Consider the following 25,129-nt stretch of genomic DNA (forward strand, 5'->3'; position numbering starts at 1 on the left):
CAAGCGGTGAGCACGGATGACGAGGCGCGCTCGGCGGCTCGGCTCACTGTCCTGTCCGGTCCCTCCGGGGCCGGCCGGAGCAGTGTCGTCGGGGCGGTCCGGGCGCGCCTTGCTTCTGTCTGGGTGCCGGTGGTCGCCACCACCCGCCCGCCCCGTCCGGACGAGCGCGACGGCGTCGACCGGGTCTTCCTCGACGCGCCCGGCTTCGACCGGCTGATCGCCGCCGGGGAACTGCTGGAGTGGTGCCGGATCGGGCCGTACCGCCGGGGGGTGCCCCGGGCCGGGGTGCGGGCGCGGCTCGCCGAGGGACGGCCGGTGCTGCTGCCGCTGGACCTGGCCGGCGCGCTGGCGGTACGGGCGGCGGCGCCCGGTGTGCGGCTGGTGCTGCTCGCGCCCCCGGCGTACCGGGCCGACCCGGACGTCGCGGCCGTCTTCGCCCACGCCGTGGCACACGACCGCACCGAGCGCGCCGCGGCGGAGCTGGTAGGATTGCTCGGTTCGTCCTTCCTGGCTCCGGCCCGACCGCCCGCGGGCGGCGCACGAGACGCAGAGGTTTAATTCGTGGGATCCATCGCCACCAACCCCGAGGGCATCACCAACCCGCCGATCGACGAGCTGCTCGAGAAGACCACCTCGAAGTACGCGCTGGTCATCTTCGCCGCCAAGCGCGCCCGTCAGGTCAACGCCTACTACAGCCAGCTCGGTGAGGGCCTCCTGGAGTACGTCGGCCCGCTGGTGGAGACCACCCCGCAGGAGAAGCCGCTCTCCATCGCCATGCGCGAGATCAACGCGGGCCTGCTCACCGCCGAGCCGACCGACCAGCCGTAACCGCGCCGCGCCGATGCCCGCCGAGATCGTCCTCGGGGTCGGCGGCGGTATCGCCGCCTACAAGGCGTGTGAGCTGCTCCGACTCTTCACCGAGTCGGGTCACCGGGTCCGGGTGGTACCGACCGCCTCGGCGCTCCGCTTCGTCGGGGCGCCGACCTGGGCGGCGCTGTCCGGCCGGCCGGTCGCCGACGACGTCTGGTCCGACGTGCACGAGGTGCCGCACGTGCGGCACGGGCAGCACGCCGACCTGGTCGTGGTCGCACCGGCCACCGCCGACCTGCTCGCCAAGGCCGCCCACGGCCTGGCCGACGACCTGCTCACCAACACGTTGCTGACCGCGCGCTGCCCGGTGCTGCTGGCCCCGGCCATGCACACCGAGATGTGGGAGCACCCGGCCACCGTCGCGAACGTGGCCACGCTGCGCTCGCGGGGCGTCCGCGTGATTGAGCCGGCCGTCGGCCGGCTCACCGGGCGGGACACCGGCAAGGGCCGGCTGCCCGACCCGGCGGAGATCTTCGCGGTGGCCCGCCGGGCGCTGGCCCGCGGCGCCGGGGCCGAGGCGGACCTGGCCGGCCGGCACGTGGTGGTCACCGCCGGGGGCACCCGCGAGCCGCTGGACCCGGTCCGGTTCCTGGGCAACCGGTCGTCCGGCAAGCAGGGGTACGCCTTCGCCCGCGCCGCAGTGGCCCGGGGTGCCCGGGTCACGCTCGTCGCGGCAAACGTGGCGCTGCCCGACCCGGCCGGGGTGGACCTGGTCCGGGTGGGCACCACCGAGGAACTGCGCGACGCCACACTCGCGACGGCATCCGACGCGGACGTCGTGGTGATGGCCGCCGCCCCCGCCGACTTCCGGCCGGCCGGCTACTCCACCGGGAAGATCAAGAAGTCCGGCGACGGTGTCGCGCCGACCATCGAGCTGGTCACCAACCCGGACATCGCCGTCGAGCTGGGGCGGCGTCGCCGGCCCGGACAGGTGCTGGTGATCTTCGCCGCGGAGACCGACGACGCGGAGGCCAACGGCCGGGCCAAGCTGGTCCGCAAGGGAGCCGACATGATCGTGGTCAACGAGGTCGGCGTGGACAAGGTCTTCGGCGCCGACACCAACGCGGCCACCGTGATCGGCGCCGACGGCGGTGTGCACCGGCTGCCCGAGCAGCCCAAGGAGGCCCTGGCCGACGCCGTCTGGGACCTCGTCTGTCGGCGGCTGCCGTCGCGTTCCTGACGGTTGGTCGACCCGCGTTCATCGGTTCACGGCGCAACGATGGAGACTAAACTGCCGCCGAGCGACCTTTAAAAGTCTTCACATGCTTAGGAGTGCCGTGACACGTCTTTTCACGTCCGAATCGGTCACGGAGGGCCACCCGGACAAGATCGCCGACCAGATCAGTGACGGCATTCTCGACGCGCTGCTCGCCCAGGACCCGCACAGCCGGGTCGCGGTGGAGACGTTGATCACCACCGGTCAGGTGCACGTGGCCGGCGAGGTGACCACCAAGGCGTACGCCGACATCCCCACCATCGTCCGCGAGACCATCCTCGGCATCGGCTACGACTCGTCGAAGAAGGGCTTCGACGGCGCGTCCTGCGGCGTCAGCGTGTCCATCGGCGCCCAGTCGCCGGACATCGCCCAGGGTGTCGACAACGCCTTCGAGCTGCGTACCGGCGGGTCGGAGAGCGCGCTGGACGCGCAGGGCGCCGGCGACCAGGGCATGATGTTCGGCTTCGCCTGCTCCGAGACGCCCGAGCTGATGCCGCTGCCGATCGCGCTGGCACACCGGCTGGCCCGGCGGCTCGCCGCGGTCCGCAAGGACGGCACGATCCCGTACCTGCGGCCGGACGGCAAGACGCAGGTGACCATCGAGTACGACGGGCTGCGCCCGGTCCGGCTCGACACCGTCGTCGTGTCCAGCCAGCACGCGGCGGACATCTCGCTTGAGTCGCTGCTCACCCCGGACATCCGGGACCACGTCATCGCCCCGGAGCTGGAGAGCCTCGGCCTGGAGACCGACGGCTACCGGCTGCTGGTCAACCCGACCGGGCGGTTCGAGATCGGCGGCCCGATGGGTGACGCCGGCCTGACCGGCCGGAAGATCATTGTGGACACGTACGGCGGGTACGCCCGGCACGGCGGCGGCGCGTTCTCCGGCAAGGACCCGTCGAAGGTCGACCGGTCGGCCGCGTACGCGATGCGCTGGGTGGCCAAGAACGTGGTCGCCGCCGGGCTGGCCGAGCGGTGCGAGGCGCAGGTCGCGTACGCGATCGGCAAGGCGCACCCGGTGAGCCTGTTCATCGAGACGTTCGGCACCGAGACCGTGCCGGTCGCCTCGATCGAGAAGGCCGTGGCCGAGGTGTTCGACCTGCGTCCGGCCGCCATCATCCGGGACCTGCACCTGCTGCGCCCGATCTACCAGCAGACCGCCGCGTACGGCCACTTCGGCCGGGAACTGCCGGAACTGACCTGGGAGGGCACCGACCGGGCCGCCGACCTCAAGTCGGCCGCGGGAGCCTGACCGCCACCACGCGCCGCGACCGGCGACCCGCACCGGGGTCGCCGGTCGCGCGCGTCTGCGTGGACGTGCCGCTGCCCCACCTGGACCGGCCCTTCGACTACCTGGTGCCGGAGGCGCTCGACGCCGACGCCCGGCCCGGCGTGCGGGTGAAGGTGCGGTTCGCCGGGCAGCTCGTCGACGGCTGGCTGCTGGGCCGCGCCGAGTCGTCCGAGCACCCGAAGCTCGCGTACCTGGAGAAGGTCGTCTCCCCGGTGCCGGTGCTCTCCCCGGACGTGGCCCGGCTGGCCCGCGCGGTCGCCGACAGGTACGCCGGCAGCCTCGCCGACGTGCTCCGGCTGGCGGTGCCGCCCCGGCACGCCCGCGCCGAGAAGGCCGTCACCGCCGCGGACGCGCCGACCACCGCCGCGCCCGCCGGCGTACCGCCCGGGACCGCCGACGTGGACGCCCGGGCGGAGGTGGATCCGCGCGGCTGGCGGGACTACCCGGCCGGGCCGGCGCTGCTGCGCGCGCTCACCGAGGGCAAGCCCGCCCGCGCGGTCTGGTCGGCGCTGCCGGGCGAGGACTGGGCCGACCGGTACGCCGACGCGGTCGCCGCCACGGTGGCCGGCGGCCGGGGGGCCGTGGTCGTGGTGGCCGACGCCCGTGACCTGGACCGTCTCGACGCGGCCCTGACCGCCGTGCTCGGCGCCGGACGGCACGTCCGGCTCACCGCCGCCGACGGCCCGGCCCGCCGCTACCGGAGCTTCCTCACCGCCCTGACCGGAGACGCGGAGGTGGTGATCGGCACCCGGGCGGCGATGTTCGCCCCGGTGCGGCGGCTGGGCCTGGTGGCGATCTGGGACGACGGCGACGACCTGCACGCCGAACCGCGCGCGCCCTACCCGCACGCCCGGGACGTCCTGCTCACCCGGGCGCAGCTCGGTGACACCGCCGCGGTGGTCGGCGGGTACGCGCGTACCGCCGAGGCGCAGCTGCTGGTCGAGACCGGGTGGGCGCGCGAGGTGGTGGCCGACCGGGCGGTGGTGCGCGCGCGTACCCCGGCCATGGCGCCCACCGGCGACGACCCGCAACTGGCCCGCGATCCCGGCGCGGCCTCGGCGCGGCTGCCGAGCCTGGCCTGGACCACCGCCCGGGACGCGCTGCGCGCGGACCTGCCGGTGCTGGTGCAGGTGCCGCGCCGCGGGTACGTGCCGTCGGTGGCCTGTGCCGACTGTCGCGCCCCGGCCCGCTGCCCGCACTGCGCCGGGCCGCTCGCGCTGCCGTCCGCGCAGGGTACGCCCGCCTGCCGCTGGTGCGGCCGGGTGGCTGCCGCGTACGCCTGCCCCGAGTGCGGCGGGCGGCGGCTGCGCGCCTCGGTGACCGGTGCCCGCCGGACCGCCGAGGAGTTGGGCCGCGCCTTCCCCGGCGTGCCGGTGCGTACGTCCGGGCGGGAGGAGGTGCTCGCGGCCGTGCCGGGCGGGGCCGGGCTGGTGATCGCCACCCCGGGCGCCGAGCCGGTCGCCGACGGCGGCTACGGCGCGGTGCTGCTGCTCGACTCGTGGGCGCTGCTGACCCGGGCCGACCTGCGGGCCGGCGAGGAGGCGCTGCGGCGGTGGACGGCCGCCGCCGCGCTGGCCCGGCCGGGCGCTGCCGGCGGCCGGGTGGTGGTGGTCGCCGACGGTGCGCTGGCCCCGGTGCAGGCGTTGCTGCGTTGGGACTCCGCCTGGTTCGCCGCCCGGGAACTGGTCGAGCGGCGGGAGCTGGGCTTCCCGCCGGCGGTGCGGATGGCGAGCGTCACCGGCGCGGCCGAGGCGGTGGCCGACCTGCTCGCCGGCGCCCGGCTGCCGGGCGACGCCGAGGTGCTCGGCCCGGTGCCGGCCGACGAGGGCCGGGAGCGGATGCTGGTCCGCGTGCCCCGGTCCCGGGCCGCCGCGATGGCCGAGGCGCTGCACGCCGCCGCCGGGCAGCGCAGCGCCCGCAAGGCGGCCGAACCGGTACGCCTCCAGGTCGATCCGCTCATCCTGTTCTGAGCGGAGGCATCCGTGTGACACTGCGCACGCGGGCCCTCGCACACGGTCGTGAGCTGGGGTTTGACGCACACCTTGTCCGGCAGTCGAGTAGCGGGCGGTGATAGCATCGCCCGTCATGCCAAGCTGCGCGGTTTCCCCGCGCGGGACGCGGCGCGGCGGGTGCCAGAGCACGTCGGGCCGACACTCGATGTCGTCAGTCAGCCGGTGAGCAGGGATGGACCACTCGTGACCGTTCGTCAGTCGATCGTCTTCAACGGTGACCTCGGCAGTGGTAAGAGCACCGTCTCGGTCGAGATCGCCGAGCGGCTCGGGCTGCGCCGGGTCAGCGTCGGCGACCTCTACCGCCAGATGGCCCAGGAACGGCAGATGACCGCCCTCCAGCTCAACCTGCACGCCGAGCTGGACCAGGCCGTCGACGGGTACGTCGACCAGCTCCAGCGCGACATCGCCGCCTCGGGTGAGTCCCTGGTCATGGACTCCCGCCTGGCCTGGCACTTCTTCACCGACGCGCTCAAGGTGCACATGATCACCGAGCCGACCGAGGCGGCCCGGCGCGTGCTGGCCCGCCCGTCCGGCCCGGCCGAGAGCTACACCTCGCTGGAGGAGGCGCGGGCCAAGCTGCGCGAGCGCAGCGAGAGCGAGCGCGGCCGGTTCATCGTCCGGTACGGCGTGGACAAGGCCCGCCTGCGCAACTACGACCTGGTCTGCGACACCACCCGGGCCAACCCGGAGCAGGTCATCGCGCACGTCATCGACGTCTACGAGGGCCGCCTGGGCGCGGAGGTGCTGCGCGCCGGCCAGCCGTTGCTGCTGCTCGACCCGAACCGGGTGTACCCCACCGAGGACGTGTCGGCGCTGCGCGGCCTCTGGGACGCCGACGCCGACGCCGGGACGGCCGGCAGCGGCGAGCAGCCGGAGCCGCTGAGCATCGGCTACACCGGCGAGTACTTCTTCGTCGTCGACGGGCACCGGCGGCTCAGCGCGGCGGTGCGTGCCGGGCTGCCGATGGTCCCGGCACGGCTGGTCGCCGAGGTGGAGGAGCCGGTCGTCGGCGGGATCAGCGCGCTCGACTTCTTCACCGCGCAGGCCCGCCCGGGGCTGATCCACGACTGGGAGGACGCGCACGGCATCACGCTGCCGCTGCCGGAGCACGCGCTGCTCGGCGGCGGTCCGGTGCTCGCCGGGGAGCCGGGCGCCGGCGTCTGACCGCACGGGGACACCGCCACCTCACCGTGACGGGTTGACTCCGGTCTGGCAGCACGGAGCATGATGAGGGTCTCCGATGCCTGGGAGGCGGATTCGTGGACCCTGCCGACGCGCTCGCGCTGCTGATGTCCCCCGAGGGTCGCCTCGACCCCTATCCGACGTACGAGCGGCTGCGCGCGCACGGCCCGGTGGTCCAGGCCGGGCCGGTCTTCTACGTGGTCACCGGCTACGCCGAGGCCGACGCGGTCCTGCGCGACGCCCGGTTCGGCGTGACCGACGACGTGGTGCGAGACCAGCTCATGCCCGGCTGGCGGGAGAGCCCGGCGGTGCTGTCGATCTCCCGGTCGATGCTGCGCACAAACCCGCCCGACCACAGCCGGATGCGGCGGCTGGTCGCCGGCGCGTTCACCCCGCGCCGGATCGCCGCCATGCGGGACGTGGTGCGGGCGCAGGCCGACGGGTTGGTCGACGGGATGCTCGCCGCCGAGGGGCCGGTCGACTTCATGGCCGCGTTCGCGTACCCCCTGCCGGTCGGCGTGATCTGCGCGCTGCTCGGCGTGCCGGCGGCGGACCGGCCGCTGTTCCGGCGCTGGGCCACCGACCTGACCGGCGTGCTCGAACCGGAGATCACCGCCGACGAGCTGGCCGTGGCCGACCGGGGCGCGGCCGAGCTGCGGAGCTACTTCACCGAACTGGTGGCGGCCCGCCGCCGGGCCCCGGCCGACGACCTCACCACCGCGCTGGTCCAGGCCCACGACGACGGCGACCGGCTCTCCGGCGACGAGCTGCTGGCCAACCTGATCGTGCTGCTGGTGGCCGGTTTCGAGACCACCACCAACCTGCTCGGCAACGGGCTGGTGGCGCTGCTGGACCATCCGCGGGCCGCGGCGGCGCTGCGCGACCGGCCCGACCTCGCGCCCGCGTACGTCGACGAGCTGCTGCGCTACGACTCGCCGGTGCAGCTCACCTCACGGATGAGCACCGCCCCGTCCCGGCACGGCGACGTGGACCTGCCGCCGGAGAGCTGGGCCATCGTGCTGCTCGGTGCGGCCAACCGTGATCCCCGCCGCTATCCCGATCCGGCCCGCTTCGACCCGTGGCGGGCGCAGAGCGCGCCGCTCTCCTTCGGCGCCGGCCCGCACTACTGCCTCGGCGCGGCGCTGGCCCGGCTGGAGGCGCAGGTGGCATTCCCGCTGCTGCTGCGCCGGCTGCCCGGGCTGGCGGTGGCGGGCCGGCCCGAGCGGCGGGTCCGGCTCACCCTGCGTGGTCACGCCACGCTGCCGGTGCGCGTGGGGCGTCAGGCGGCCCCGGTCACCGTTCCCGGTACGCGACCCGGGGCGGCCGGGCCGACTCCGTAGACTGGACGGGCATCGTTCGACCCAGACAAGGAGCAACGCCGAGTGACCGTCCAGCCCATCCGTCTGTTCGGCGATCCGGTGCTGCGCACACCGGCCGACCCGGTCGTCGACTTCGACGCCGAGCTGCGCAAGCTGATCGCCGACCTGACCGACACGATGCGCGAGCAGAGCGGCGCCGGTCTGGCCGCGCCGCAGCTCGGGGTGGGCCTGCGGGTGTTCACCTTCGACGTCGACGACGTCCTCGGTCACCTGGTCAACCCGGTGCTGGAGTTCCCCGACTCCGAGGAACAGGACGGCCCGGAGGGCTGCCTGTCCATCCCCGGGCTCTACTTCGACACGAAGCGCCGGCAGAACGTGGTCGCCAAGGGCTTCAACGGCTACGGCGATCCGGTGCAGATCGTCGGCACCGGCCTGATGGCCCGCTGCGTGCAGCACGAGACCGACCACCTCGACGGGGTGCTCTTCGTCGACCGGCTCGACCCGGCCGGCCGCAAGGAGGCCATGAAGGCGATCCGCCAGGCCGAGTGGTACGACCAGGCCGCGCCGCCCACCGTCAAGCTCAGCCCGCACGCCGCCGGCAACCCGTTCGGCCTGGGGCGGTGACCCGGATGCGCCTGGTCTTCGCCGGCACGCCGGCTGTCGCCGTACCCGCCCTGGACGCGATCGCCGCCTCCGGGCACGAGCTGCTCGCCGTGGTCACCCGGCCCGACGCCCCGGCCGGGCGGGGCCGGGGACTGGCCCGCTCGCCGGTCGGCGCGTGGGCCGACGCGCACGGCGTCGAGGTGCTCACCCCGGCCCGCCCGCGCGAGCCGGAGTTCCTCGACCGGCTGCGCGAGCTGGCGCCGGACTGCGTACCGGTGGTCGCCTACGGCGCGCTGGTGCCGCCGGTGGCGCTGGAGATCCCCCGGTACGGCTGGATCAACCTGCACTTCTCGCTGCTGCCCGCCTGGCGCGGCGCCGCTCCGGTGCAGCACGCCGTGCTGCACGGCGACGAGCTGACCGGGGCCAGCGTCTTCGAGCTGGAGGAGGGGCTGGACACCGGCCCGGTCTACGGCACCGTCACCGACGAGATCCGTCCCGCCGACACTTCCGGTGATCTGCTGGAGCGGCTCGCGCACTCCGGCGCCGGGCTGCTGGTCGCGGTCCTCGACGCGATCGGCGCGGGCACCGCCCGGGCCGTGCCGCAGCCGGCCGACGGCGTCTCGCTCGCCCCGAAGCTCACCGTGGAGGACGCCCGGGTCCGCTGGGCCGACCCCGCGTTCGCGGTCGACCGGCGCGTCCGTGCCTGCACGCCCGCGCCCGGACCGTGGACCACGTTCCGCGACGACCGGGTCAAGCTCGGCCCGGTCACCCCGCTGCCCGACGGCCCGGAGCTGAAGCCGGGGGAGCTGCACGTGGAGAAGTCCGGCGTGCTCGTCGGCACCGCCACCGCGCCGGTGCGCCTCGGTGAGGTGCGCGCCGCCGGTAAGAAGGCCATGGCCGCCGGTGACTGGGCGCGCGGCGCCCGGGTCACCGCCGGCGAGGTGTTCGCGTGACGGGGCCGTCGCGCCCGGACCGGCCCGTCGAGGGCGAGCGCCCCCGGGGGTACGCGCGTGAGCGCGGTGACCGGCGCGGCGGGGATCGGCCGGGTGGCGACCGGCGGGGCGGGGACCGGTTCGGTGGGGACCGGCGGGGCGGGCGTCCGGCCCGCCCGGCCGTCGACCTGCCCCGGCAGATCGCGTACGAGGCGATCGCGGCGGTGCACCGCGACGACGCGTACGCCAACCTGGTGCTCCCGGCGATGCTGCGCGAGGCCGGGCTGACCGGCCGGGACGCCGCGTTCGCCACCGAGCTGACCTACGGCACGCTGCGGCACACCGGCACGCTCGACGCGGTCGTCACCGACGCGGCCGGGCGGGACGTGCAGCGCATCGACCCGCCGGTGCGCGACGCGCTGCGGCTCGGGGCGTACCAGATCCTGCACACCCGGGTGCCCGCGCACGCCGCGGTGTCGTCCACCGTCGACCTGGTCCGGTCCGTGGGACCGGGTGCCACCGGGTTCGCCAACGCGGTGCTGCGGGAGATCACGAGCCGGGACTCCGACGCCTGGGTGGCCAAGCTCGCCCCGGCGCAGGAGACCGACCCGATCGGGCACCTCGCGCTGGCGTACAGCCATCCGCAGTGGATCGTGCGGTCGTTCGCCGAGGCGCTCGGCGGCGACATGGGCGAGACGACCCGGCTGCTCATTGAGGACAACGAGCGCCCGCCGGTGCACCTGTGTGCCCGGCCCGGTCTGGCCGATCCGGTGGCGCTCGCCGACGAGGTGGGTGGCGCACCCGGTGCGTTCTCGCCGTACGCGGTGTACCTGCCCGGCGGCGCGCCGGGTGACCTGCCGGCGGTGGCCGACGGCCGGGCGCACGTGCAGGACGAGGGTTCCCAGCTGGTGGCGGACGCGCTGGCGGCGGCTCCGCTGGACGGCCCGGACGGCCGCTGGCTGGACCTGTGCGCCGGTCCGGGCGGCAAGTCCGGCCTGCTCGGTGCGCTCGCCGCGACCCGCGGCGCGCGGCTGACTGCGGTCGAGGTGGCCGAGCACCGGGCGCGACTGGTCGAACAGGCCACCCGCGGGCTGCCGGTGACGGTGCTGAACACCGACGGGCGCAGCGTGGGCAGCGACCCGAAGCTGCCGGAGGGGCACTTCGACCGGGTGCTCGTGGACGCGCCGTGCACCGGGCTGGGCGCGTTGCGCCGCCGCCCGGAGTCGCGGTGGCGCCGCCAGCCGTCGGACCTGCCGCCGCTGACCCGGTTGCAGCGCGAACTGCTGACCGCCGCGCTGCGGGCGGCCCGGCCGGGTGGCCTGGTGGCGTACGTGACGTGCTCGCCGCACGTGGTGGAGACGCACGTGACGGTGACCGAGGCGGCCCGGCGGTGCGGCTTCGGCGTCGACTTCGTCGACGCGCGGCCGTTGCTGCCGGCCGGCATGCCGGGTCTGGGTGACGGCCCCACGGTGCAGCTCTGGCCGCACCGCCACGGCACCGACGCCATGTTCCTGGCGGTCCTCCGCCGGGTCTGAGCCCACCTCTCCCGCATTCGATCAAGGAGTTCGTGTCCTGGGGCCGCCGTGCCCGGGACGCGAACTCCTTGACCGTCATGCGGAGAAGTCGGGGAGGGATGGAGCGTGTGCGGCATCCCGGTGGGGGGAGGGGCCGGTGGGATGTGACAGCCCGTTGACTGTTCGATCGATATATGTAACTGTTCCGATCGCTGGTCCCGGCACCCCCGCCCGCCGAACCCCCACGAGGAGTCTCCATGAGACGCAGAACGCCGACCACGAGCCTCGCGCTCGCCCTCGTCGCCACACTGACGACGGCGAGCCTGGCCGGCACCGCCTCCGCCGCGCCCGCCCCGGCCCTCGCCCCGGCCCCCGCCCCGGCCGTCGCCGCGCTCGCCGCCCCGGACGTCTCCCTGAGCAACATCCAGGCCCACCTCACCCAGTTCAGCTCCATCGCCAGCAGCAACGGCGGCAACCGGCGGTCCGGCTCGGCCGGCTACACGGCGTCGGTCGACTACGTCAAGAGCAGGCTCCAGGCCGCCGGCTACACGATCTCCGAGCAGTACTGCACCACCTGCACGTACCCGGGCAACAACCTGATCGCCGAGTGGCCGAAGGGCCCCTCCGACCAGGTCGTCATGTTCGGCGCGCACCTGGACGGCGTCGCCGCCGGCCCCGGCATCAACGACAACGCCTCCGGTTCGTCGGTGCTGCTGGAGAACGCGCTGGTGCTGGCCGCGCAGAACCCGACCATGACAAAGCGGGTCCGGTTCGCCTGGTGGAACGGCGAGGAGCAGGGCCTCCAAGGCTCCAAGTACTACGTCAACCAGCTCAGCTCCACCCAGCGCGGCTACATCAAGGGCTACTACAACTTCGACATGGTGGGCTCGCCCAACGGCGGCTACTTCATCAACCGCATCACCTCGGCCACCGCGGCGCCGCTGAAGGCGTACTGGGACTCGCTCGGCATCTCGCCGGAGGAGAACACCGAGGGTCAGGGCCGCTCGGACGACTACTCGTTCGCCAACGTCGGCATCCAGACCTCCGGCTACGCGGCGGGCGCCAGCTACACCAAAAGCTCGGCGCAGGCCGCCAAGTGGGGCGGCACCGCAGGTGCGGCGTACGACGGGTGCTACCACCGCTCCTGCGACAACAGCAGCAACATCAACACGACCATCGTCAACCGGGCCGCGGACGGCGTCGCGTACGCGATCTGGCAGCTCGCGGTCGGCGGCGGGACGCCGTCCAACGACTTCTCCGTCTCGGTGAGCCCCACCTCCGGCAGCGTCGCCCGGGGCGGCTCCACCACCGCCACCGTCAGCACCGCCACCACCGCCGGCAGCGCGCAGACCGTGGCGCTGTCCGCCGGTGGCGCGCCGAGCGGCGTCTCGGTGAGCTTCAGCCCGTCCTCGGTCACCTCGGGCGGCTCGGTCACCATGACGGTCACCGCCTCGGCGTCGGCCACCACCGGCACGTTCACACTCACCGTGACCGGCACCGGCTCGGCCACCCGCACCGCCAGCTACACGCTCACCGTGACCGGCGGGAGCGGCGGTTGCACCGGCGGCCAGCTCATCGGCAACAGCAGCTTCGAGTCCGGCACCACGCCGTGGACGGCCAGCTCCGGCGTGATCACCAACAGCTCCAGCCAGGCGGCCCGCACCGGGTCGTACAAGGCGTGGCTGAACGGGTACGGCACCTCGCGTACCGACACGCTGTCCCAGCCGGTCACGCTGCCGGCCGGTTGCGCCAGCTACACGTTCTCGTTCTGGCTGCACATCGACACGGCCGAGACGACCGGCTCGATCGCGTACGACAAGCTGACCGTGCAGGTCGGTTCGACCACGCTGGCCACGTACTCGAACCTGAACAAGGCCGCCGGCTACACCCAGCGCACCTTCAACCTGGCCGGGTACGCCGGTCAGACGGTCACCCTGAAATGGACCGGGGTCGAGGACTCCTCGCTGCAGACCAGCTTCGTCGTGGACGACGTGACGCTGCAGGTCGGCTGAGTGGTCCCGGGCGGGGCCGGTGCCGGTGCCCGCCCCGCCCGGGTCTCAGGTGATCGGCAGCGCCTTGGCGCCCGCGCCCTTGACCGACCGGGTCAGCGAACGCTCGGAGACCCACAGGAAGCACTGCACGCCCCGGTCGCCGTCGCGCCACTGCTCCTCGAAGGGGTGGTAGATGATGGTGCCGGCCCGGTACTGCATGTTGCCGTCGTTCGGCAGCTTCGCGTACTTGGCGATCAGACCCCGGCAGGCCTTGTGCGTGCGCAGCGGCGTGCGCTCGAACTCCGCGTAGCTGATGTCCGGCGCCTGGTAGACGCCGACGAACTCGGCGTGGTGCCTGGTGGTGCAGGCCACCGGGCGCATCGACTGCACCTCGTCCTTGCTCAGTTTCGGGTTGTAACAGCCGAGCGCGAGCTTCGAGCCGGGCTTCAACGCGCCCCGCAGGCTGCCGGTGCGCTGGGTCACGGCGCCCTCGTCCAGATCGGCGATCTCGGCGAGGTCGCAGCGGTACCAGCGGGCCCCGCCGGTCCACGCGAGCGCCGAGGGGAACACCACCGACAGTCGCAGCCGCCCGCCGCGCCAGTCCGCGCCGACGGCCCGGGTGACCTGCCGGGCGCAGTCGGCGTGCGCGGCGCGCATCCCGGCCGAGCCGGTACGCGGCGGCGCGGAACGCTCCGCCTCCGCACCGGTCATCGTGCCCACGTGCAGCGTCTCGGTGCGGTGCGGGGTGGCGCAGTCGACCGGCTGGTAACCGCTCAGGTAGCCGACGTCGGCGACCGTGGGATGACAGGCTCCCGCCGCGGGCACGAAACCGACCGGCGCGGCGAACGCGGGCCAGTCGTCGACCAGGTCCCGGTCCACTCCGGCCGGCGCGGCACAGCTACCGAGCGCCAGCGCCAGCGCCGCCCCCACGATGACCGCCACCCGCCGTCGCCGCATCCCGACCGACCTCCCCGCGCATCCGGCGCCGCCCGGCCGACCGGTACGCCTCGGCGGTGCAGCATACGGCAGCCGCTCAGGTGATCGGGAGTCCCTCGGGCCCGGCGCCGCGCACCGAGCTGTTCAGCTTGCGGTCGTCGCTCCACAGGAAACAGCGCACGCCCCGGTCGCCCTCCTCCCACTCGCGCTGCGACGGCGGATAGAAGATGGATCCAGCCCGGTACGGCAGCTCGGCGTTGTCCGGCACCTCGGCGAACGCGGCGATGAGCGTCATGCAGCGCCGGTGCGTGGCGGGTGCGCCCTCGGTGAACTCCGCCCAGCTCATGTCGCGTTCCTCGTACACGCCGACGAACTCGGCCCGGTGCGGTTCGGTGCACAGCACCGGGGCCATGTAGTTGAGGTTCTGGCCGATCAGCTTCGGGTCGAAGCACCTGTGCACCAGCGGGTTGTCGCCGACGAGCGCGCCGCGCAGGCTGCCGACCCGGTTGACCGGGCGGGTGTTGTCGATGCTGTCGGTCTCGGCGATGTCGCAGCGGAACCAGCGGGCACCGGACGTCCACGCGGTGACTGTGGGCAGGGCGATGTTCAGCGTCAGCCGGGCGGCGTGCCAGTCCCCGCCGATCATCTCGCGGGCCTGCTGGTCGCACTCGACGCGCGCGGTCCGCAGCGCCGGTGAGCCCGGTTCCGGGCGCACGCCCTGCGCGGCCGGCCCGCTGAACCGGCCGACGTGCACGGTCTCGGCGAGGTGGCTGCCCGCGCAGTTCACCGTCTCGTACGTGGCCGCGGCCACCACTGTGCTCAGCCGGGGCAGGCACGCCTCGGTCGCCGGGACGAACAGTTGCGGCGCCGGCAGCGCCGCCCAGTCGTCGACCAGGTCGCCGTCGGCCCGGTGTGTCTGCGCGCATCCGGCGAGCACCGCAGTCGCGGCGCCGGCCAGCGCGAGCACGTGGAGCCACCGTCGCATCGTCCGCCCCCTCCGGGAGAGATGACAGCCGGTCGTCGCAGGCCCGACCGGCGTCCCCCGCGCCCGGGCGTGCAGCATACGTGACCGTCCCCGTAGGAGTTTCGTCATCTTCCACTCGATCGGCCAGTCGCCGGCGACTATTCGTGCCGATTCTCTCTCCCGACGGGCGGATGGTGCACCGCCGGTGAATTGAGCATCACCACCTGTCACTCCGGGAGGCGTGCCGTGACCTCCGGATCACCCCGTTCGTACACTGGCCCGGTGACCGTACCGCCGCCGATCGTCGCGCCCAGCATCCTGGCCGCCGATTTCGCCCGCCTCGCCGACGAGGTCCGTGCCGTGGAGTCCGCCGCCGACTGGCTGCACGTGGACGTCATGGACAACCACTTCGTGCCCAACCTGACCATCGGGCTGCCGGTGGTGCAGAGCCTACGCGCCGTCACCGGCATCCCGTTCGACGTGCACCTGATGATCACCGACCCGCTCCGCTGGGCCCCCGGGTATGCCGACGCCGGGGCGTACAACGTCACGTTCCACGCCGAGGCGTGCGACGACCCGGTGGCGCTGGCGAAGGACCTGCGGTCGGCCGGGGCGAAGGCGGGGCTGGCGATCGACCGGGACACCCCGATCGAGCCGTACCTGGAGCTGCTGCCGAGCTTCGACACGCTGCTGATCATGACGATCAAGGCCGGCTTCGGCGGCCAGCGTTTCCTGCCGCAACTGCTGGACAAGGTGCGCGCGGCCCGCCGGCACGTCGACAGCGGGCACCTGGAGCTGCGCATCGAGGTCGATGGCGGCATCGCCGCGGACACCATCGAGCAGGCCGCCGCGGCCGGTGCCGACGCGTTCGTCGCGGGCACCGCCGTCTACGGCGCCGACGATCCCGCGGAGGCGGTACGCCGCCTGCGGGGCCTGGCGGAACGCGCGATGACCGGGGCCTGAGATGGACCCGTCCGGCGAGCGACCCGACGTGATCCTCGTCGTCGACGACGACGAGGACATCGCCCGCTTCGTCGAGTTCAACCTGCGCCTGCACGGCTTCGAGGTGCTGCACGCCGCCGACGGCCAGGAGGCGCTGGAGGTCATCGAGCGGCAGCGGCCCGACCTCGCGGTGGTCGACCTGATGATGCCCCGCATCGACGGGCTGGAACTGACCCGGCGGCTGCGCGCCGACCCGATGACCTCGGCCCTGCCGGTGATCATGCTGACCGCGAAGGGGATGACCCAGGACAAGGTCAACGGGCTCAGTGTCGGCGCGGACGACTACCTGGTCAAGCCGTTCGACACGCTGGAACTGGTGGCCCGGGTCAACTCCACGCTGCGGCGCAACAAGGAGTTCCGGGAGGTCTCGCCGCTGACCGGGCTGCCCGGCAACAGCCGGATCCGGCGGGAGATCAGCGACCGGGTACGCAACGGCGTCGACTACGCCGTCGGCTACATCGACATCGACCGGTTCAAGAGCGTCAACGACCGGTACGGCTTCGTGCGCGGCGACGAGTTCATCTCTGCGCTGGCCCGCAGCCTGCACCGGGCGGTGGTGTCGATCGGGCTGCCGCCGGCCTTCCTCGGCCACGTCGGCGGCGACGACTTCGTCATCGTCTGCGCGCCCAGCCAGGTCCGGCCGCTGACCAGCCGGGCCGTCGTCGACTTCGAGAAGGCCGCCGACGCGCTCTACGACGCCACCGACCGGGAACGCGGCTTCGTCGAGCTGAAAGACCGGCGCGGCAACATCCGCCGCGCCGCGCTCGTCACGCTCTCCATCGGCGTCTCGCTGTCCGATTCCGGCAAGCGGTTCACCGACCCGCTGGAGGCGATCGCGGTGGCCTCGGAGATGAAGACGTTGGCCAAGAGCCAGCCCGGCTCGTACGTGGCGGTGGACCGCCGGCGTGGCGTCACCTGAGGCGGTCCTGTGAGGTAGCTCGCCTCTGTGGCGCGCGCCCGGGCGGAACGTGTAAGACTTCCCGTATACCCACCACGCGCTGGCGGGGCTCGGTGAAATTCCGAACCGGCGGTGATCCACGGTCCGACCGTGGTAAGCCCGCGACCCGGACGGCTTCGGCCGGACGGTGGACCTGGTGAGAATCCGGGGCCGACGGTTGGGGTGCGGCTCGCCCGCCCCCAGAAAGTCCGGATGGGAGACAGCGCGCGGAACGGGGGAGGCCCCTGCCGGCCGCTGAGCACTCTCAGCTGCCGCGTGGGCTCCCCGGGGTCGGCGTCGCCGTCCCCGGGTTCTCCGCCGCCGCGTGCCCGCGGCCGTCGTGGCCGTTCCTCCCCACCCGCCCGCGCGCGACCGGCGAGCGGGAGGACAGGCGGCCATGGCGAGCGTCTCCGTCGACGAGGCGATGCGTCGTGCCATCGAACTGGCCGGGCGCGGCCTCGGCGCCACGAGCCCCAACCCGGTGGTCGGCTGCGTGCTTCTCGACGCCGACGGCGAGGTCGTCGGCGAGGGCTTCCACGCGTACGCCGGCGGCCCGCACGCGGAGATCGTCGCGCTGGCCCAGGCCGGCACGCGCGCCCGCGGCGGCACCGCGGTGGTCACCCTGGAACCCTGCGACCACACCGGCCGCACCGGCCCGTGCAGCCACGCGCTCATCGCCGCCGGGGTGTCCCGCGTGGTGATCGCGGTCCCCGACCCCAACCCGGTCGCCTCCGGCGGCGCGGCCACGCTGCGCGCCGCCGGGGTCCAGGTCGCCCTGGGGGTACGCACGCAGGAGGCCGAGGCCGGCAACGTGGCCTGGCTCACCTCGATGCGCCGCGGCTGGCCGTACGTGATCTGGAAGTACGCGGCCACGCTCGACGGACGGTCCGCCGCGGCCGACGGCACCAGCATGTGGATCACCTCCGAGGCGGCCCGGATCGACGTGCACGCGCTGCGCGGCACCGTCGACGCGGTGCTCGCCGGGGTGGGCACCGTGCTCACCGACGATCCCCGGCTGACCGCCCGCAACCTGCGCGACGGCACGCTCGCCATCCGGCAGCCGCTGCGGGTGGTGGTGGACAGCTCCGGGCGTACTCCGGCCGACGCCCGGGTCCGCGACGGTGCCGCCCGCACGTGGATCGCCACCGCCGCGGAGGTCGGCGCCGGGCCGGACGGCCGGGTCGACCTGGCGGCGCTGCTCGCGGAGCTGCACCACCGGGGTGTGCGGGCCGCGCTGCTGGAGGGCGGGCCGACGCTGGCCGGCGCGTTCCTCGCCGCCGGCCTGGTCGACCGGATCGTCGGGTACGTCGCGCCGAAGCTGCTCGGCGCCGGCCCGGCCGCGCTGCTCGGCGCCGGCGTGAGCACCATCGCCGACGCCATCGATCTGGAGATCACCGACGTTACGCGGGTCGGTCCCGACCTGCGGATCACCGCGCTGCCCCGGAAGAGGGAGGGCTGACATGTTCACCGGCATCGTCGAGGAACTGGGCGAGATCGTCCGGAGTGCCGAGACCGGCGACGACTCCGCGCTGGTCGCCATCCGCGGCCCGCTCGTCACCTCGGACGCCCGGCACGGCGACTCGATCGCCGTCAACGGCGTCTGCCTCACCGTGGTCGACGTCGACGGCGGCGTGTTCACCGCCGACGTGATGGGCGAGACGCTGCGCCGCACCGCGCTCGGCGCGCTGCGCCCCGGCGACCCGGTCAACCTGGAACGGGCCGCCGCGCTCGGCAGCCGCCTCGGCGGGCACCTGGTGCAGGGGCACGTCGACGGCGTCGGCGAGGTCGTCGCCCGGGAGCCCGCCGCGCAGTGGGAGACCGTGCGGTTCCGGCTGCCCGCCGATCTGGCCCGCTACGTGGTGGAGAAGGGCTCGATCACCGTCGACGGCGTGTCCCTGACCGTCGCCGAGGCGGGCGACGACTGGTTCTCCGTCGGCCTGATCCCGACCACGCTCAAGCTCACCGTGCTCGGCACCAAGCAGATCGGCGACCCGGTCAACCTGGAGGTCGACGTGCTGGCCAAGTACGTCGAGCGGCTGCTCGGCGACCGCGGCGCGGGGGGTGCCCGGTGATGGGCCCGCTCGGCTGGCTGCTCGACGCCCAGGTGCACGTGGCCGGTTCGCCGGTGCTGGTCCGGGAGATCGTCGGCAACGTCTTCGGCCTCGCCTCGGCGCTGCTCGGGCTGCGCCGGGTGGTCTGGGCCTGGCCGGTCGGCATGATCGGCAACGCGCTGCTGCTCACCGTGTTCCTCGGCGGCGTCTTCGTCACCCCGCAGGCGCACGACCTCTACGGCCAGGCCGGCCGGCAGGTCTTCTTCTTCGCCGTCAGCCTGTACGGCTGGTGGCGCTGGTCGCGCAACCGGCGCGCCGGTGGCGGGGACCAGCCGGCCGTGGTGCCGCGCTGGGCCACCTGGCCGGAGCGGCTCGGCCTGCTCGTGGCCGCCGCGGTCGGCACCGCCGTCGCGTACCCGGCGCTCGCCGCGCTCGGCTCGTGGGGGCCGCTGCCTGATGCCTGGATCCTGGTCGGCAGCCTGCTCGCCACGTACGGCATGGCCCGCGGCTGGGTGGAGTTCTGGCTGATCTGGATCGCCGTCGACGCGGTCGGCGTACCGCTGCTGCTGCGCGGCGGCTTCTACCCGTCGGCCGCCATGTACCTGGTCTACGGCGCGTTCTGCGCGGCCGGCCTGTACAGCTGGTGGCGCACCTCCCGGGCCGTCGCGACCGCGCCCGCCCCGATCCCGGCGACGTACACGGAGGCCGTGGCATGAGCACGTTCGGTTCGATCGAGCAGGCGGTGGCGGACATCGCCGCCGGGCGCCCGGTGGTGGTGGTCGACGACGAGGACCGCGAGAACGAGGGTGACCTGATCTTCGCGGCCGAGCTGGCCACGCCGGAGCTGGTCGCGTTCATGGTCCGCTACACCTCCGGCTACATCTGCGTGCCGCTGACCGAGGACGAGTGCGACCGGCTGGACCTGCCACCGATGCACCACACGAACCAGGACCGGCGCGGCACCGCGTACACGGTGACCGTGGACGCCCGGGAGGGCGTCAGCACCGGCATCTCGGCCGCCGACCGGTCGCACACCATCCGGCTGCTCGCCGGCGCCGCGACCGGCCCGACCGACCTGGCCCGGCCCGGTCACGTGGTGCCGCTGCGCGCCCGCGCCGGCGGGGTGCTGCGCCGCCCCGGGCACACCGAGGCTGCGGTGGACCTGACCCGGCTGGCCGGTCTGCGCCCGGCCGGGGTGCTCTGCGAGCTGGTGAACGACGACGGCACCATGATGCGCCTGCCGGACCTGGAGAAGTTCTGCGCCGAGCACGGGCTGACGCTGGTCACCATCGCGGACCTGATCGCCCACCGGCGGCGCACCGAGAAGCAGGTCGAGCTGGCCGCCGAGGCGCGGATGCCCACCCCGTACGGCGTGTTCCGGGCGCTGGGCTACCGCGCCGAGCACGACCCGGCCGAGCACGTCGCGCTGGTCACGGGCGACCTCGGTGACGGGCGGGACGTGCTGGTCCGGGTGCACTCCGAGTGCCTCACCGGCGACGTGTTCGGCTCGCTGCGCTGCGACTGCGGGCCGCAGTTGCAGGCTGCGCTGGCCCGGGTCGCCGCGGAGGGCCGCGGGGTGGTCCTCTACGTGCGCGGGCACGAGGGCCGGGGCATCGGCCTGCTGCACAAGCTCCAGGCGTATCAGCTCCAGGACCAGGGCCGCGACACGGTGGACGCGAACCTCGACCTGGGTCTGCCGGCCGACGCCCGCGACTATGGCACGGGCGCGCAGATCCTCTACGACCTGGGGGTCCGGTCGATGCGGCTGCTGACCAACAACCCGGCCAAGCGGGCCGGGCTGGAGGGGTACGGCCTCACCGTGACCGGCCGGGAGGGGCTGCCGGTGCGGTCCAACCCGGAGAACGTGCGCTACCTGCGCACCAAGCGGGACCGGATGGGTCACCTGCTGGACGGACTGGACGAGGTGACCGAGGCGCCGATGGGCCGCCCGGTCGCCGGTGACGAGATCGGAGCGTAGGGCGATGGCGGGTTTCGGTGAGCCGGGCGTGACCGCTGTGGACGCGTCCGGCATGACGGTCGGCGTGGTGGCCGCCCGCTGGCACGGCGACCTGACCGACCACATGACCGAGCGTGCGGTGGCCGCCGCCCAGGCGTGCGGGGCGCGGGCCGTGGTGGCCCGGGTGGCCGGCTCGGTCGAACTGCCGGTGGTGGCCCAGGCGATGGCCCGCCGTTTCGACGTGGTCGTCGCGCTCGGCGTGGTGGTACGCGGCGCGACGGCGCACTTCGACTACGTCTGCCAGTCGGTCACCGAGGGGCTGACCCGGGTGGCGCTGGACGAGGGCAAGCCGGTGGCGCACGGGGTGCTCACCGTCGACACCGTCGAGCAGGCCCGGGACCGGGCCGGGCTGCCCGGCTCGGCCGAGGACAAGGGCTGGTCGGCGACGGTGGCGGCGCTGGACGCCGCCCTGGCCGTCCGCGCCCTGGACGCCCAGTCCGCCCACCGCGTCGGCTTCGCCTGACCCACCCGGCCCGTCACCCGGGGCGGCTGGAAGAATCGCCTTCCGTGAAGACGTTCGAGGAGTTGTTCACCGAGCTGCAGGCCAAGGCCGCCGCCGGCACCCCGGGCTCGGGCACTGTCGAGGCGCTCGCCAAGGGCGTGCACTTCATCGGCAAGAAGGTCGTCGAGGAGGCGGCCGAGTCGTGGATGGCCGCCGAGCACGAGGGCCCGGAGCGGGCCGCCGAGGAGATCTCCCAGCTGCTCTACCAGGCGCAGGTGCTGATGCTCGCCACCGGCCTGGAACTGAAGGACGTCTACCGACATCTCTGAGTGCCCGTCCGCTGATCGTCCGATCGAACGAAGGAGCACTCCCATGCTGCGTGTCGCAGTACCCAACAAGGGCGCCCTGGCCGAGAAGGCCGCCGGGATGCTGCGCGAGGCGGGCTACCGCCAGCGCACCGACCCGAAGGACCTGGTCTGCCGGGACGAGCCCAACGACATCGAGTTCTTCTACCTGCGTCCCAAGGACATCGCCACCTACGTCGGCTCCGGCGACCTGGACGTCGGCATCACCGGCCGCGACCTGCTGATCGACTCCGGCGCGCCGGCCGAGGAGGTGGTCGACCTCAACTTCGCGCGGGCCACCTTCCGGTTCGCCGCCCGCCCGCAGGACGTGGACGACGTTCGGGAGCTGGGCGGGCACCGGATCGCCACCGCGTACCCGGGTCTGGTCGAACGGCACCTGGCCGAGCTGGGCGTCAAGGCCGACGTGATCCGCCTGGACGGCGCGGTGGAGAACGCCATCCGCCTCGGCGTGGCCGACGTGGTCGCCGACGTGGTGGAGACCGGAGCGACGTTGCGCCAGGCCGGCCTGGTGGTCTTCGGCGAGCCGCTGCTGCGCTCCTCGGCGGTGCTGGTCCGGCGCGCGGGTACGCCCGGCGGCGGGCAGCAGGAGCAACTGTTGCGCCGGCTGCACGGCGTCCTGGTCGCCCGCCGGTACGTGATGCTCGCCTACGACGTGCCGGCCGGCCTGCTCGACCGGGCCAGTTCGCTGACTCCCGGCATCGAGTCGCCGACCGTCTCGCCGCTGCACCGGGAGGGCTGGGTCGCGGTGCAGGCGATGGTGCTCCGGGACGACGTCCACCGGATCATGGACGAACTGTACGAGCTGGGCGCCCGCGCGATCCTGGTCACGAACATCCACGCCTGCCGGCTGTGAGGCCGCTGCCGCTCCCGGCCGCGCTCGCGGTGGTCGTGGCCGGCGGCGTGGCCTCGGCCGCCCAGGGCGCGGTCAACGCCGAGATGGGCGAGCGGACCGGTGACCCGGTCATCGGCGCGGTGGTCAACAACCTCGGCGGCTGCCTGCTGGTGCTGGCCGGGATCGTGGCGCTGCCGTCGATGCGCGCCGGGCTGGCCGGGCTGCGCCGGTCCGGGTTGCCGTGGTGGGCGTACCTCGGCGGGGTGGGCGGCGCGGTGATCGTGCTGGTCGCGCCGGTGGTGGTGCCGGTGCTCGGGGTGGCGGTGTTCACGATCGCCCAGGTGGCCGGCGGCAGCCTCGGCGGACTGGCGGTGGACCGGGTCGGGCTGGCCGCGACCGGGCGGATGCCGCTCACGCTGCCCCGCGTCGGCGGGGCGGTGCTCGGCGTCGGCGCGGTCGCGCTGGCGCAGCTCGGCCGCCCGGTCGGTGACCTGGCGGCCGGGCTGGTGCTGCTCTGCGTCCTGGGTGGGCTGGCGGTGGCCGGGCAGTCCGCGCTCAACGGCCGGGTCGCCGCCTCGGTCGGCCCCGCCGCCGGCCTCGCCGTCAACTTCGCGGTCAGCACGGTGGTGATCGGCGCGGTCGCGGCGCTCACCGGCGCGCTGGCGACCGCGCCCCGCTGGCCCGCCCAGTGGTGGCTCTACCCCGGCGGGCTGCTCGGCGTCGGCATCGTGCTGGCCCTGCTGGTCGGGGTACGCGCGGCAGGGGTGCTGCGGACCGGCCTGGCGCTGGTGGCCGGGCAGCTCGGCGGCGCGCTGCTGCTGGACCTGGCGCTGCCCGGCGGCCCCGGTGTCCGGCTGCCGGTGCTGGCCGGCGCCCTGCTCACGCTGCTCGCCGTGGTGGTCACCGGGCTGCGCCGGCGCAGCCCGGCCCGGGTGGCGGCCGAAGGCGTACGCGAACCGGATGGCAGACTGGTCGGGTGAGCGATTCCGTGGTGACCGTGCGACCCCGCCGCGTCCGGGTCGTCTGCTGGGCCTCGGCCGTCACGTTGCTCGTGGTGTTCAGCCTCGTCGCGACGTCGCTGACCGGCGCCACCGGCAACGGCTACGGCACGTTCCAGCGCGGCGACCAGTTCGCCATGATCGGCCTGGGCGTCTTCGGCGCGCTGGGCTTCCTGCTGTTCACCCGCCCCCGCGTGGTCGCCGACGTCAGGGGCGTCCGGGTGCGCAACGTGTTCAGCTCGTACGAGCTGCCGTGGGAGGTCGTCCGCGGTGTCCGGTTCGACCGGGGTGCCCCGTGGGCCAGCCTGGAGCTGCACGACGACGACCTGCTGCCGATGGTCGCGCTGCAGGCCGCCGACAAGGAGAGCGCCGTCGAGGCGGTCCGCGCGCTGCGCCGCCTGCACCAGGCGCACCTGGCGGCGCTGTCCGCCGGCCAGTCGGCACCCCGCTGACCAGCGAGCCCGGTTTGGGCGGGCCTGGGCCGAGGGTGTAGTGTTGCGGAGTCGACCAGACTGCCCCCGTCCCTGACGTGCGGGCGGTCGAGAAGCGGAGCGCCCGCTCCCACCCGAGTCGCCGCCACGGTGGCCGGGTCCGGTCCCCGGTTTCGGGCACGTCCCGGCGCCGGATGCGCGATCCTGTGATCGTGCCGACCGGTCGAGTGGGCCCTGGCATACGCCGGGGCCTTCTGCTTTCCGGGTCGGCTCCCACCCGGGAGCCCACGGAGTCGGCACCGTAGGAGACTCGACTCGAGGAGGCCCCATCAGCGTCGAACCACGCGTGAACGAGCAGATCCGGGCACGTGAGGTCCGACTGGTCGGCCCTGAGGGTGAGCAGGTGGGCATCGTCCCGCTGGAGCGCGCCCTGCAGCTGGCCGCGGACGTCGACCTGGACCTGGTCGAGGTTGCGCCGATGGCGCGCCCGCCGGTGTGCAAGCTCATGGACTTCGGCAAGTTCAAGTACGAGAGCGCACTGAAGGCGCGCGAAGCGCGGCGTAACCAGCAGCAGACCGTCATCAAGGAGATGAAGCTCCGGCCGAAGATCGACCCGCACGACTACGAGACCAAGAAGGGTCACGTGGTGCGGTTCCTCAAGGCCGGCGACAAGGTCAAGGTGACGATCATGTTCCGCGGTCGGGAGCAGAGCCGTCCGGAGCTGGGTTACCGGCTCCTGCGCCGGCTCGAGTCCGAGATCACGGACCTGGGATACGTCGAGGCCGCGCCGAAGCAGGACGGCCGAAACATGATCATGGTTCTCGCTCCGCACCGGGCCGTCAAGGCCTCCGCGGTCGCCGCCACGGCGTCCCGCGGTGGACCGCGCGACCGGGCAGCGGAGGAACCGGCCGCTCCGGTCGGCGAGACCCCGGCGGCCGGCGAGACCGCAGCAGCCGGCGAGACCGGCACGACCGCTGAGACCAGCGGCCAGTAACAGGGGAGAAGACGTTCCAATGCCGAAGATGAAGAGCCACACGGGTATGGGCAAGCGGGTCAAGGTGACCGGCAAGGGCAAGATCGTTGCCCAGCAGGCCGGCCTTCGCCACAACCTGGAGAAGAAGCCCAGCACCCAGACCCGTCGGCTGACCGGCACCGTCGAGCTGGCCAAGGCCGACGTCAAGCGCATCAAGAAGCTGCTCGGCCGCTGACGCGCGCCACCTGAAC

General features: G+C 74.0%; 26 protein-coding genes and 1 riboswitch. Of the genes, 24 read left to right on the plus strand and 2 right to left on the minus strand.

Annotated elements, in window-relative coordinates; translation table 11 throughout:
• The first annotated feature begins 6 nt into the window (after positions 1-6).
• The 11 genes from C569_RS0107000 (at position 7) to C569_RS0107050 (ending at position 12,951) form a co-directional block, all read left to right on the plus strand.
• Positions 7-558, plus strand: coding sequence for a guanylate kinase (locus C569_RS0107000; RefSeq protein ID WP_026267801.1), 552 nt, complete (start codon positions 7-9; stop codon positions 556-558).
• 3 nt (positions 559-561) lie between these two features.
• Entirely contained in the window at positions 562-828 is a 267-nt protein-coding gene (gene rpoZ / locus C569_RS0107005; RefSeq protein ID WP_013285517.1) for a DNA-directed RNA polymerase subunit omega, read from the plus strand.
• A gap of 13 nt (positions 829-841) precedes the next feature.
• On the plus strand, positions 842-2,050 hold the full coding sequence (coaBC, locus tag C569_RS0107010) for a bifunctional phosphopantothenoylcysteine decarboxylase/phosphopantothenate--cysteine ligase CoaBC (RefSeq protein WP_018785081.1): 1,209 nt from the start codon (positions 842-844) through the stop codon (positions 2,048-2,050).
• Positions 2,051-2,132: 82 nt separating this feature from the next.
• Entirely contained in the window at positions 2,133-3,338 is a 1,206-nt protein-coding gene (gene metK / locus C569_RS0107015) for a methionine adenosyltransferase (RefSeq protein WP_036345276.1), read from the plus strand.
• A gap of 59 nt (positions 3,339-3,397) precedes the next feature.
• The gene (locus C569_RS0107020) at positions 3,398-5,347 is read left to right on the plus strand and encodes a primosomal protein N' (protein ID WP_018785083.1); all 1,950 of its coding nucleotides are present in this window, start codon (positions 3,398-3,400) and stop codon (positions 5,345-5,347) included.
• Positions 5,348-5,572: 225 nt separating this feature from the next.
• Entirely contained in the window at positions 5,573-6,553 is a 981-nt protein-coding gene (locus tag C569_RS0107025; RefSeq protein WP_018785084.1) for an AAA family ATPase, read from the plus strand.
• A 95-nt stretch (positions 6,554-6,648) separates the two neighbouring features.
• Positions 6,649-7,911 carry a cytochrome P450 gene (locus C569_RS0107030; protein ID WP_018785085.1) on the plus strand — a complete coding sequence of 421 codons (1,263 nt, stop codon included), beginning with the start codon at positions 6,649-6,651 and terminating at the stop codon, positions 7,909-7,911.
• Between the two features lie 42 nt (positions 7,912-7,953).
• The gene (gene def, locus C569_RS0107035; RefSeq protein WP_018785086.1) at positions 7,954-8,514 is read left to right on the plus strand and encodes a peptide deformylase; all 561 of its coding nucleotides are present in this window, start codon (positions 7,954-7,956) and stop codon (positions 8,512-8,514) included.
• A 5-nt stretch (positions 8,515-8,519) separates the two neighbouring features.
• Positions 8,520-9,446 carry a methionyl-tRNA formyltransferase gene (gene fmt, locus C569_RS0107040; protein ID WP_026267802.1) on the plus strand — a complete coding sequence of 309 codons (927 nt, stop codon included), beginning with the start codon at positions 8,520-8,522 and terminating at the stop codon, positions 9,444-9,446.
• On the plus strand, positions 9,443-10,960 hold the full coding sequence (locus C569_RS0107045; protein WP_018785088.1) for an RsmB/NOP family class I SAM-dependent RNA methyltransferase: 1,518 nt from the start codon (positions 9,443-9,445) through the stop codon (positions 10,958-10,960). The genes fmt and C569_RS0107045 overlap by 4 nt, the downstream gene beginning before the upstream one ends.
• Positions 10,961-11,196: 236 nt before the next feature.
• Positions 11,197-12,951, plus strand: coding sequence for a M28 family peptidase (locus tag C569_RS0107050; protein WP_018785089.1), 1,755 nt, complete (start codon positions 11,197-11,199; stop codon positions 12,949-12,951).
• 45 nt (positions 12,952-12,996) lie between these two features.
• Here the strand turns inward: C569_RS0107050 and C569_RS0107055 are convergent, their stop codons facing one another.
• Both C569_RS0107055 and C569_RS0107060 read right to left on the minus strand, forming a co-directional pair.
• The gene (locus tag C569_RS0107055; RefSeq protein ID WP_018785090.1) at positions 12,997-13,887 is read right to left on the minus strand and encodes a septum formation family protein; all 891 of its coding nucleotides are present in this window, start codon (positions 13,885-13,887) and stop codon (positions 12,997-12,999) included.
• 76 nt (positions 13,888-13,963) lie between these two features.
• A complete protein-coding gene (locus C569_RS0107060; protein ID WP_018785091.1) occupies positions 13,964-14,851 on the minus strand; it encodes a septum formation family protein in 888 nt (295 codons plus the stop codon).
• 261 nt (positions 14,852-15,112) lie between these two features.
• Here C569_RS0107060 and rpe point away from each other — a divergent pair, with 261 nt between their 5' ends.
• From rpe to rpmI, 13 genes are all read left to right on the plus strand, one after another.
• Positions 15,113-15,793 (plus strand): ribulose-phosphate 3-epimerase, encoded by a 681-nt coding sequence (rpe, locus tag C569_RS0107065; RefSeq protein WP_018785092.1) that lies wholly within the window; start codon positions 15,113-15,115, stop codon positions 15,791-15,793.
• A gap of 1 nt (position 15,794) precedes the next feature.
• Positions 15,795-16,751, plus strand: a complete 957-nt coding sequence (locus C569_RS0107070) for a response regulator (RefSeq protein WP_018785093.1) — start codon at positions 15,795-15,797, stop codon at positions 16,749-16,751.
• Between the two features lie 74 nt (positions 16,752-16,825).
• Positions 16,826-16,998, plus strand: a riboswitch (FMN riboswitch).
• 168 nt (positions 16,999-17,166) lie between these two features.
• A complete protein-coding gene (ribD, locus tag C569_RS0107075; protein ID WP_018785094.1) occupies positions 17,167-18,228 on the plus strand; it encodes a bifunctional diaminohydroxyphosphoribosylaminopyrimidine deaminase/5-amino-6-(5-phosphoribosylamino)uracil reductase RibD in 1,062 nt (353 codons plus the stop codon).
• A 1-nt stretch (position 18,229) separates the two neighbouring features.
• Positions 18,230-18,841 (plus strand): riboflavin synthase, encoded by a 612-nt coding sequence (locus tag C569_RS29895; RefSeq protein ID WP_018785095.1) that lies wholly within the window; start codon positions 18,230-18,232, stop codon positions 18,839-18,841.
• The gene (pnuC, locus tag C569_RS0107085; protein ID WP_018785096.1) at positions 18,841-19,536 is read left to right on the plus strand and encodes a nicotinamide riboside transporter PnuC; all 696 of its coding nucleotides are present in this window, start codon (positions 18,841-18,843) and stop codon (positions 19,534-19,536) included. The genes C569_RS29895 and pnuC overlap by 1 nt, the downstream gene beginning before the upstream one ends.
• Entirely contained in the window at positions 19,533-20,798 is a 1,266-nt protein-coding gene (locus C569_RS0107090; protein WP_026267803.1) for a bifunctional 3,4-dihydroxy-2-butanone-4-phosphate synthase/GTP cyclohydrolase II, read from the plus strand. Before pnuC ends, C569_RS0107090 begins: the two co-directional genes overlap by 4 nt.
• A 4-nt stretch (positions 20,799-20,802) precedes the next feature.
• Entirely contained in the window at positions 20,803-21,300 is a 498-nt protein-coding gene (gene ribH / locus C569_RS0107095) for a 6,7-dimethyl-8-ribityllumazine synthase (protein ID WP_018785098.1), read from the plus strand.
• Between the two features lie 26 nt (positions 21,301-21,326).
• Positions 21,327-21,608 carry a phosphoribosyl-ATP diphosphatase gene (locus tag C569_RS0107100; protein ID WP_196806691.1) on the plus strand — a complete coding sequence of 94 codons (282 nt, stop codon included), beginning with the start codon at positions 21,327-21,329 and terminating at the stop codon, positions 21,606-21,608.
• A 43-nt stretch (positions 21,609-21,651) separates the two neighbouring features.
• On the plus strand, positions 21,652-22,497 hold the full coding sequence (gene hisG / locus C569_RS0107105; RefSeq protein WP_018785100.1) for an ATP phosphoribosyltransferase: 846 nt from the start codon (positions 21,652-21,654) through the stop codon (positions 22,495-22,497).
• Complete coding sequence (locus C569_RS0107110) at positions 22,494-23,456, plus strand: DMT family transporter (protein ID WP_018785101.1); 963 nt, start codon at positions 22,494-22,496, stop codon at positions 23,454-23,456. The genes hisG and C569_RS0107110 overlap by 4 nt, the downstream gene beginning before the upstream one ends.
• Positions 23,453-23,926: a PH domain-containing protein gene (locus tag C569_RS0107115; protein ID WP_018785102.1), complete on the plus strand. Its 474-nt coding sequence runs from the start codon at positions 23,453-23,455 to the stop codon at positions 23,924-23,926. The genes C569_RS0107110 and C569_RS0107115 overlap by 4 nt, the downstream gene beginning before the upstream one ends.
• 325 nt (positions 23,927-24,251) lie before the next feature.
• The gene (infC, locus tag C569_RS0107120; RefSeq protein WP_018785103.1) at positions 24,252-24,899 is read left to right on the plus strand and encodes a translation initiation factor IF-3; all 648 of its coding nucleotides are present in this window, start codon (positions 24,252-24,254) and stop codon (positions 24,897-24,899) included.
• 19 nt (positions 24,900-24,918) lie between these two features.
• Complete coding sequence (gene rpmI, locus C569_RS0107125) at positions 24,919-25,113, plus strand: 50S ribosomal protein L35 (RefSeq protein ID WP_026267805.1); 195 nt, start codon at positions 24,919-24,921, stop codon at positions 25,111-25,113.
• Positions 25,114-25,129 lie beyond the last annotated feature (16 nt).

The organism is Micromonospora sp. CNB394 (assembly GCF_000374985.1).
Classification (GTDB): Bacteria; Actinomycetota; Actinomycetes; order Mycobacteriales; family Micromonosporaceae; genus Micromonospora; species Micromonospora marina.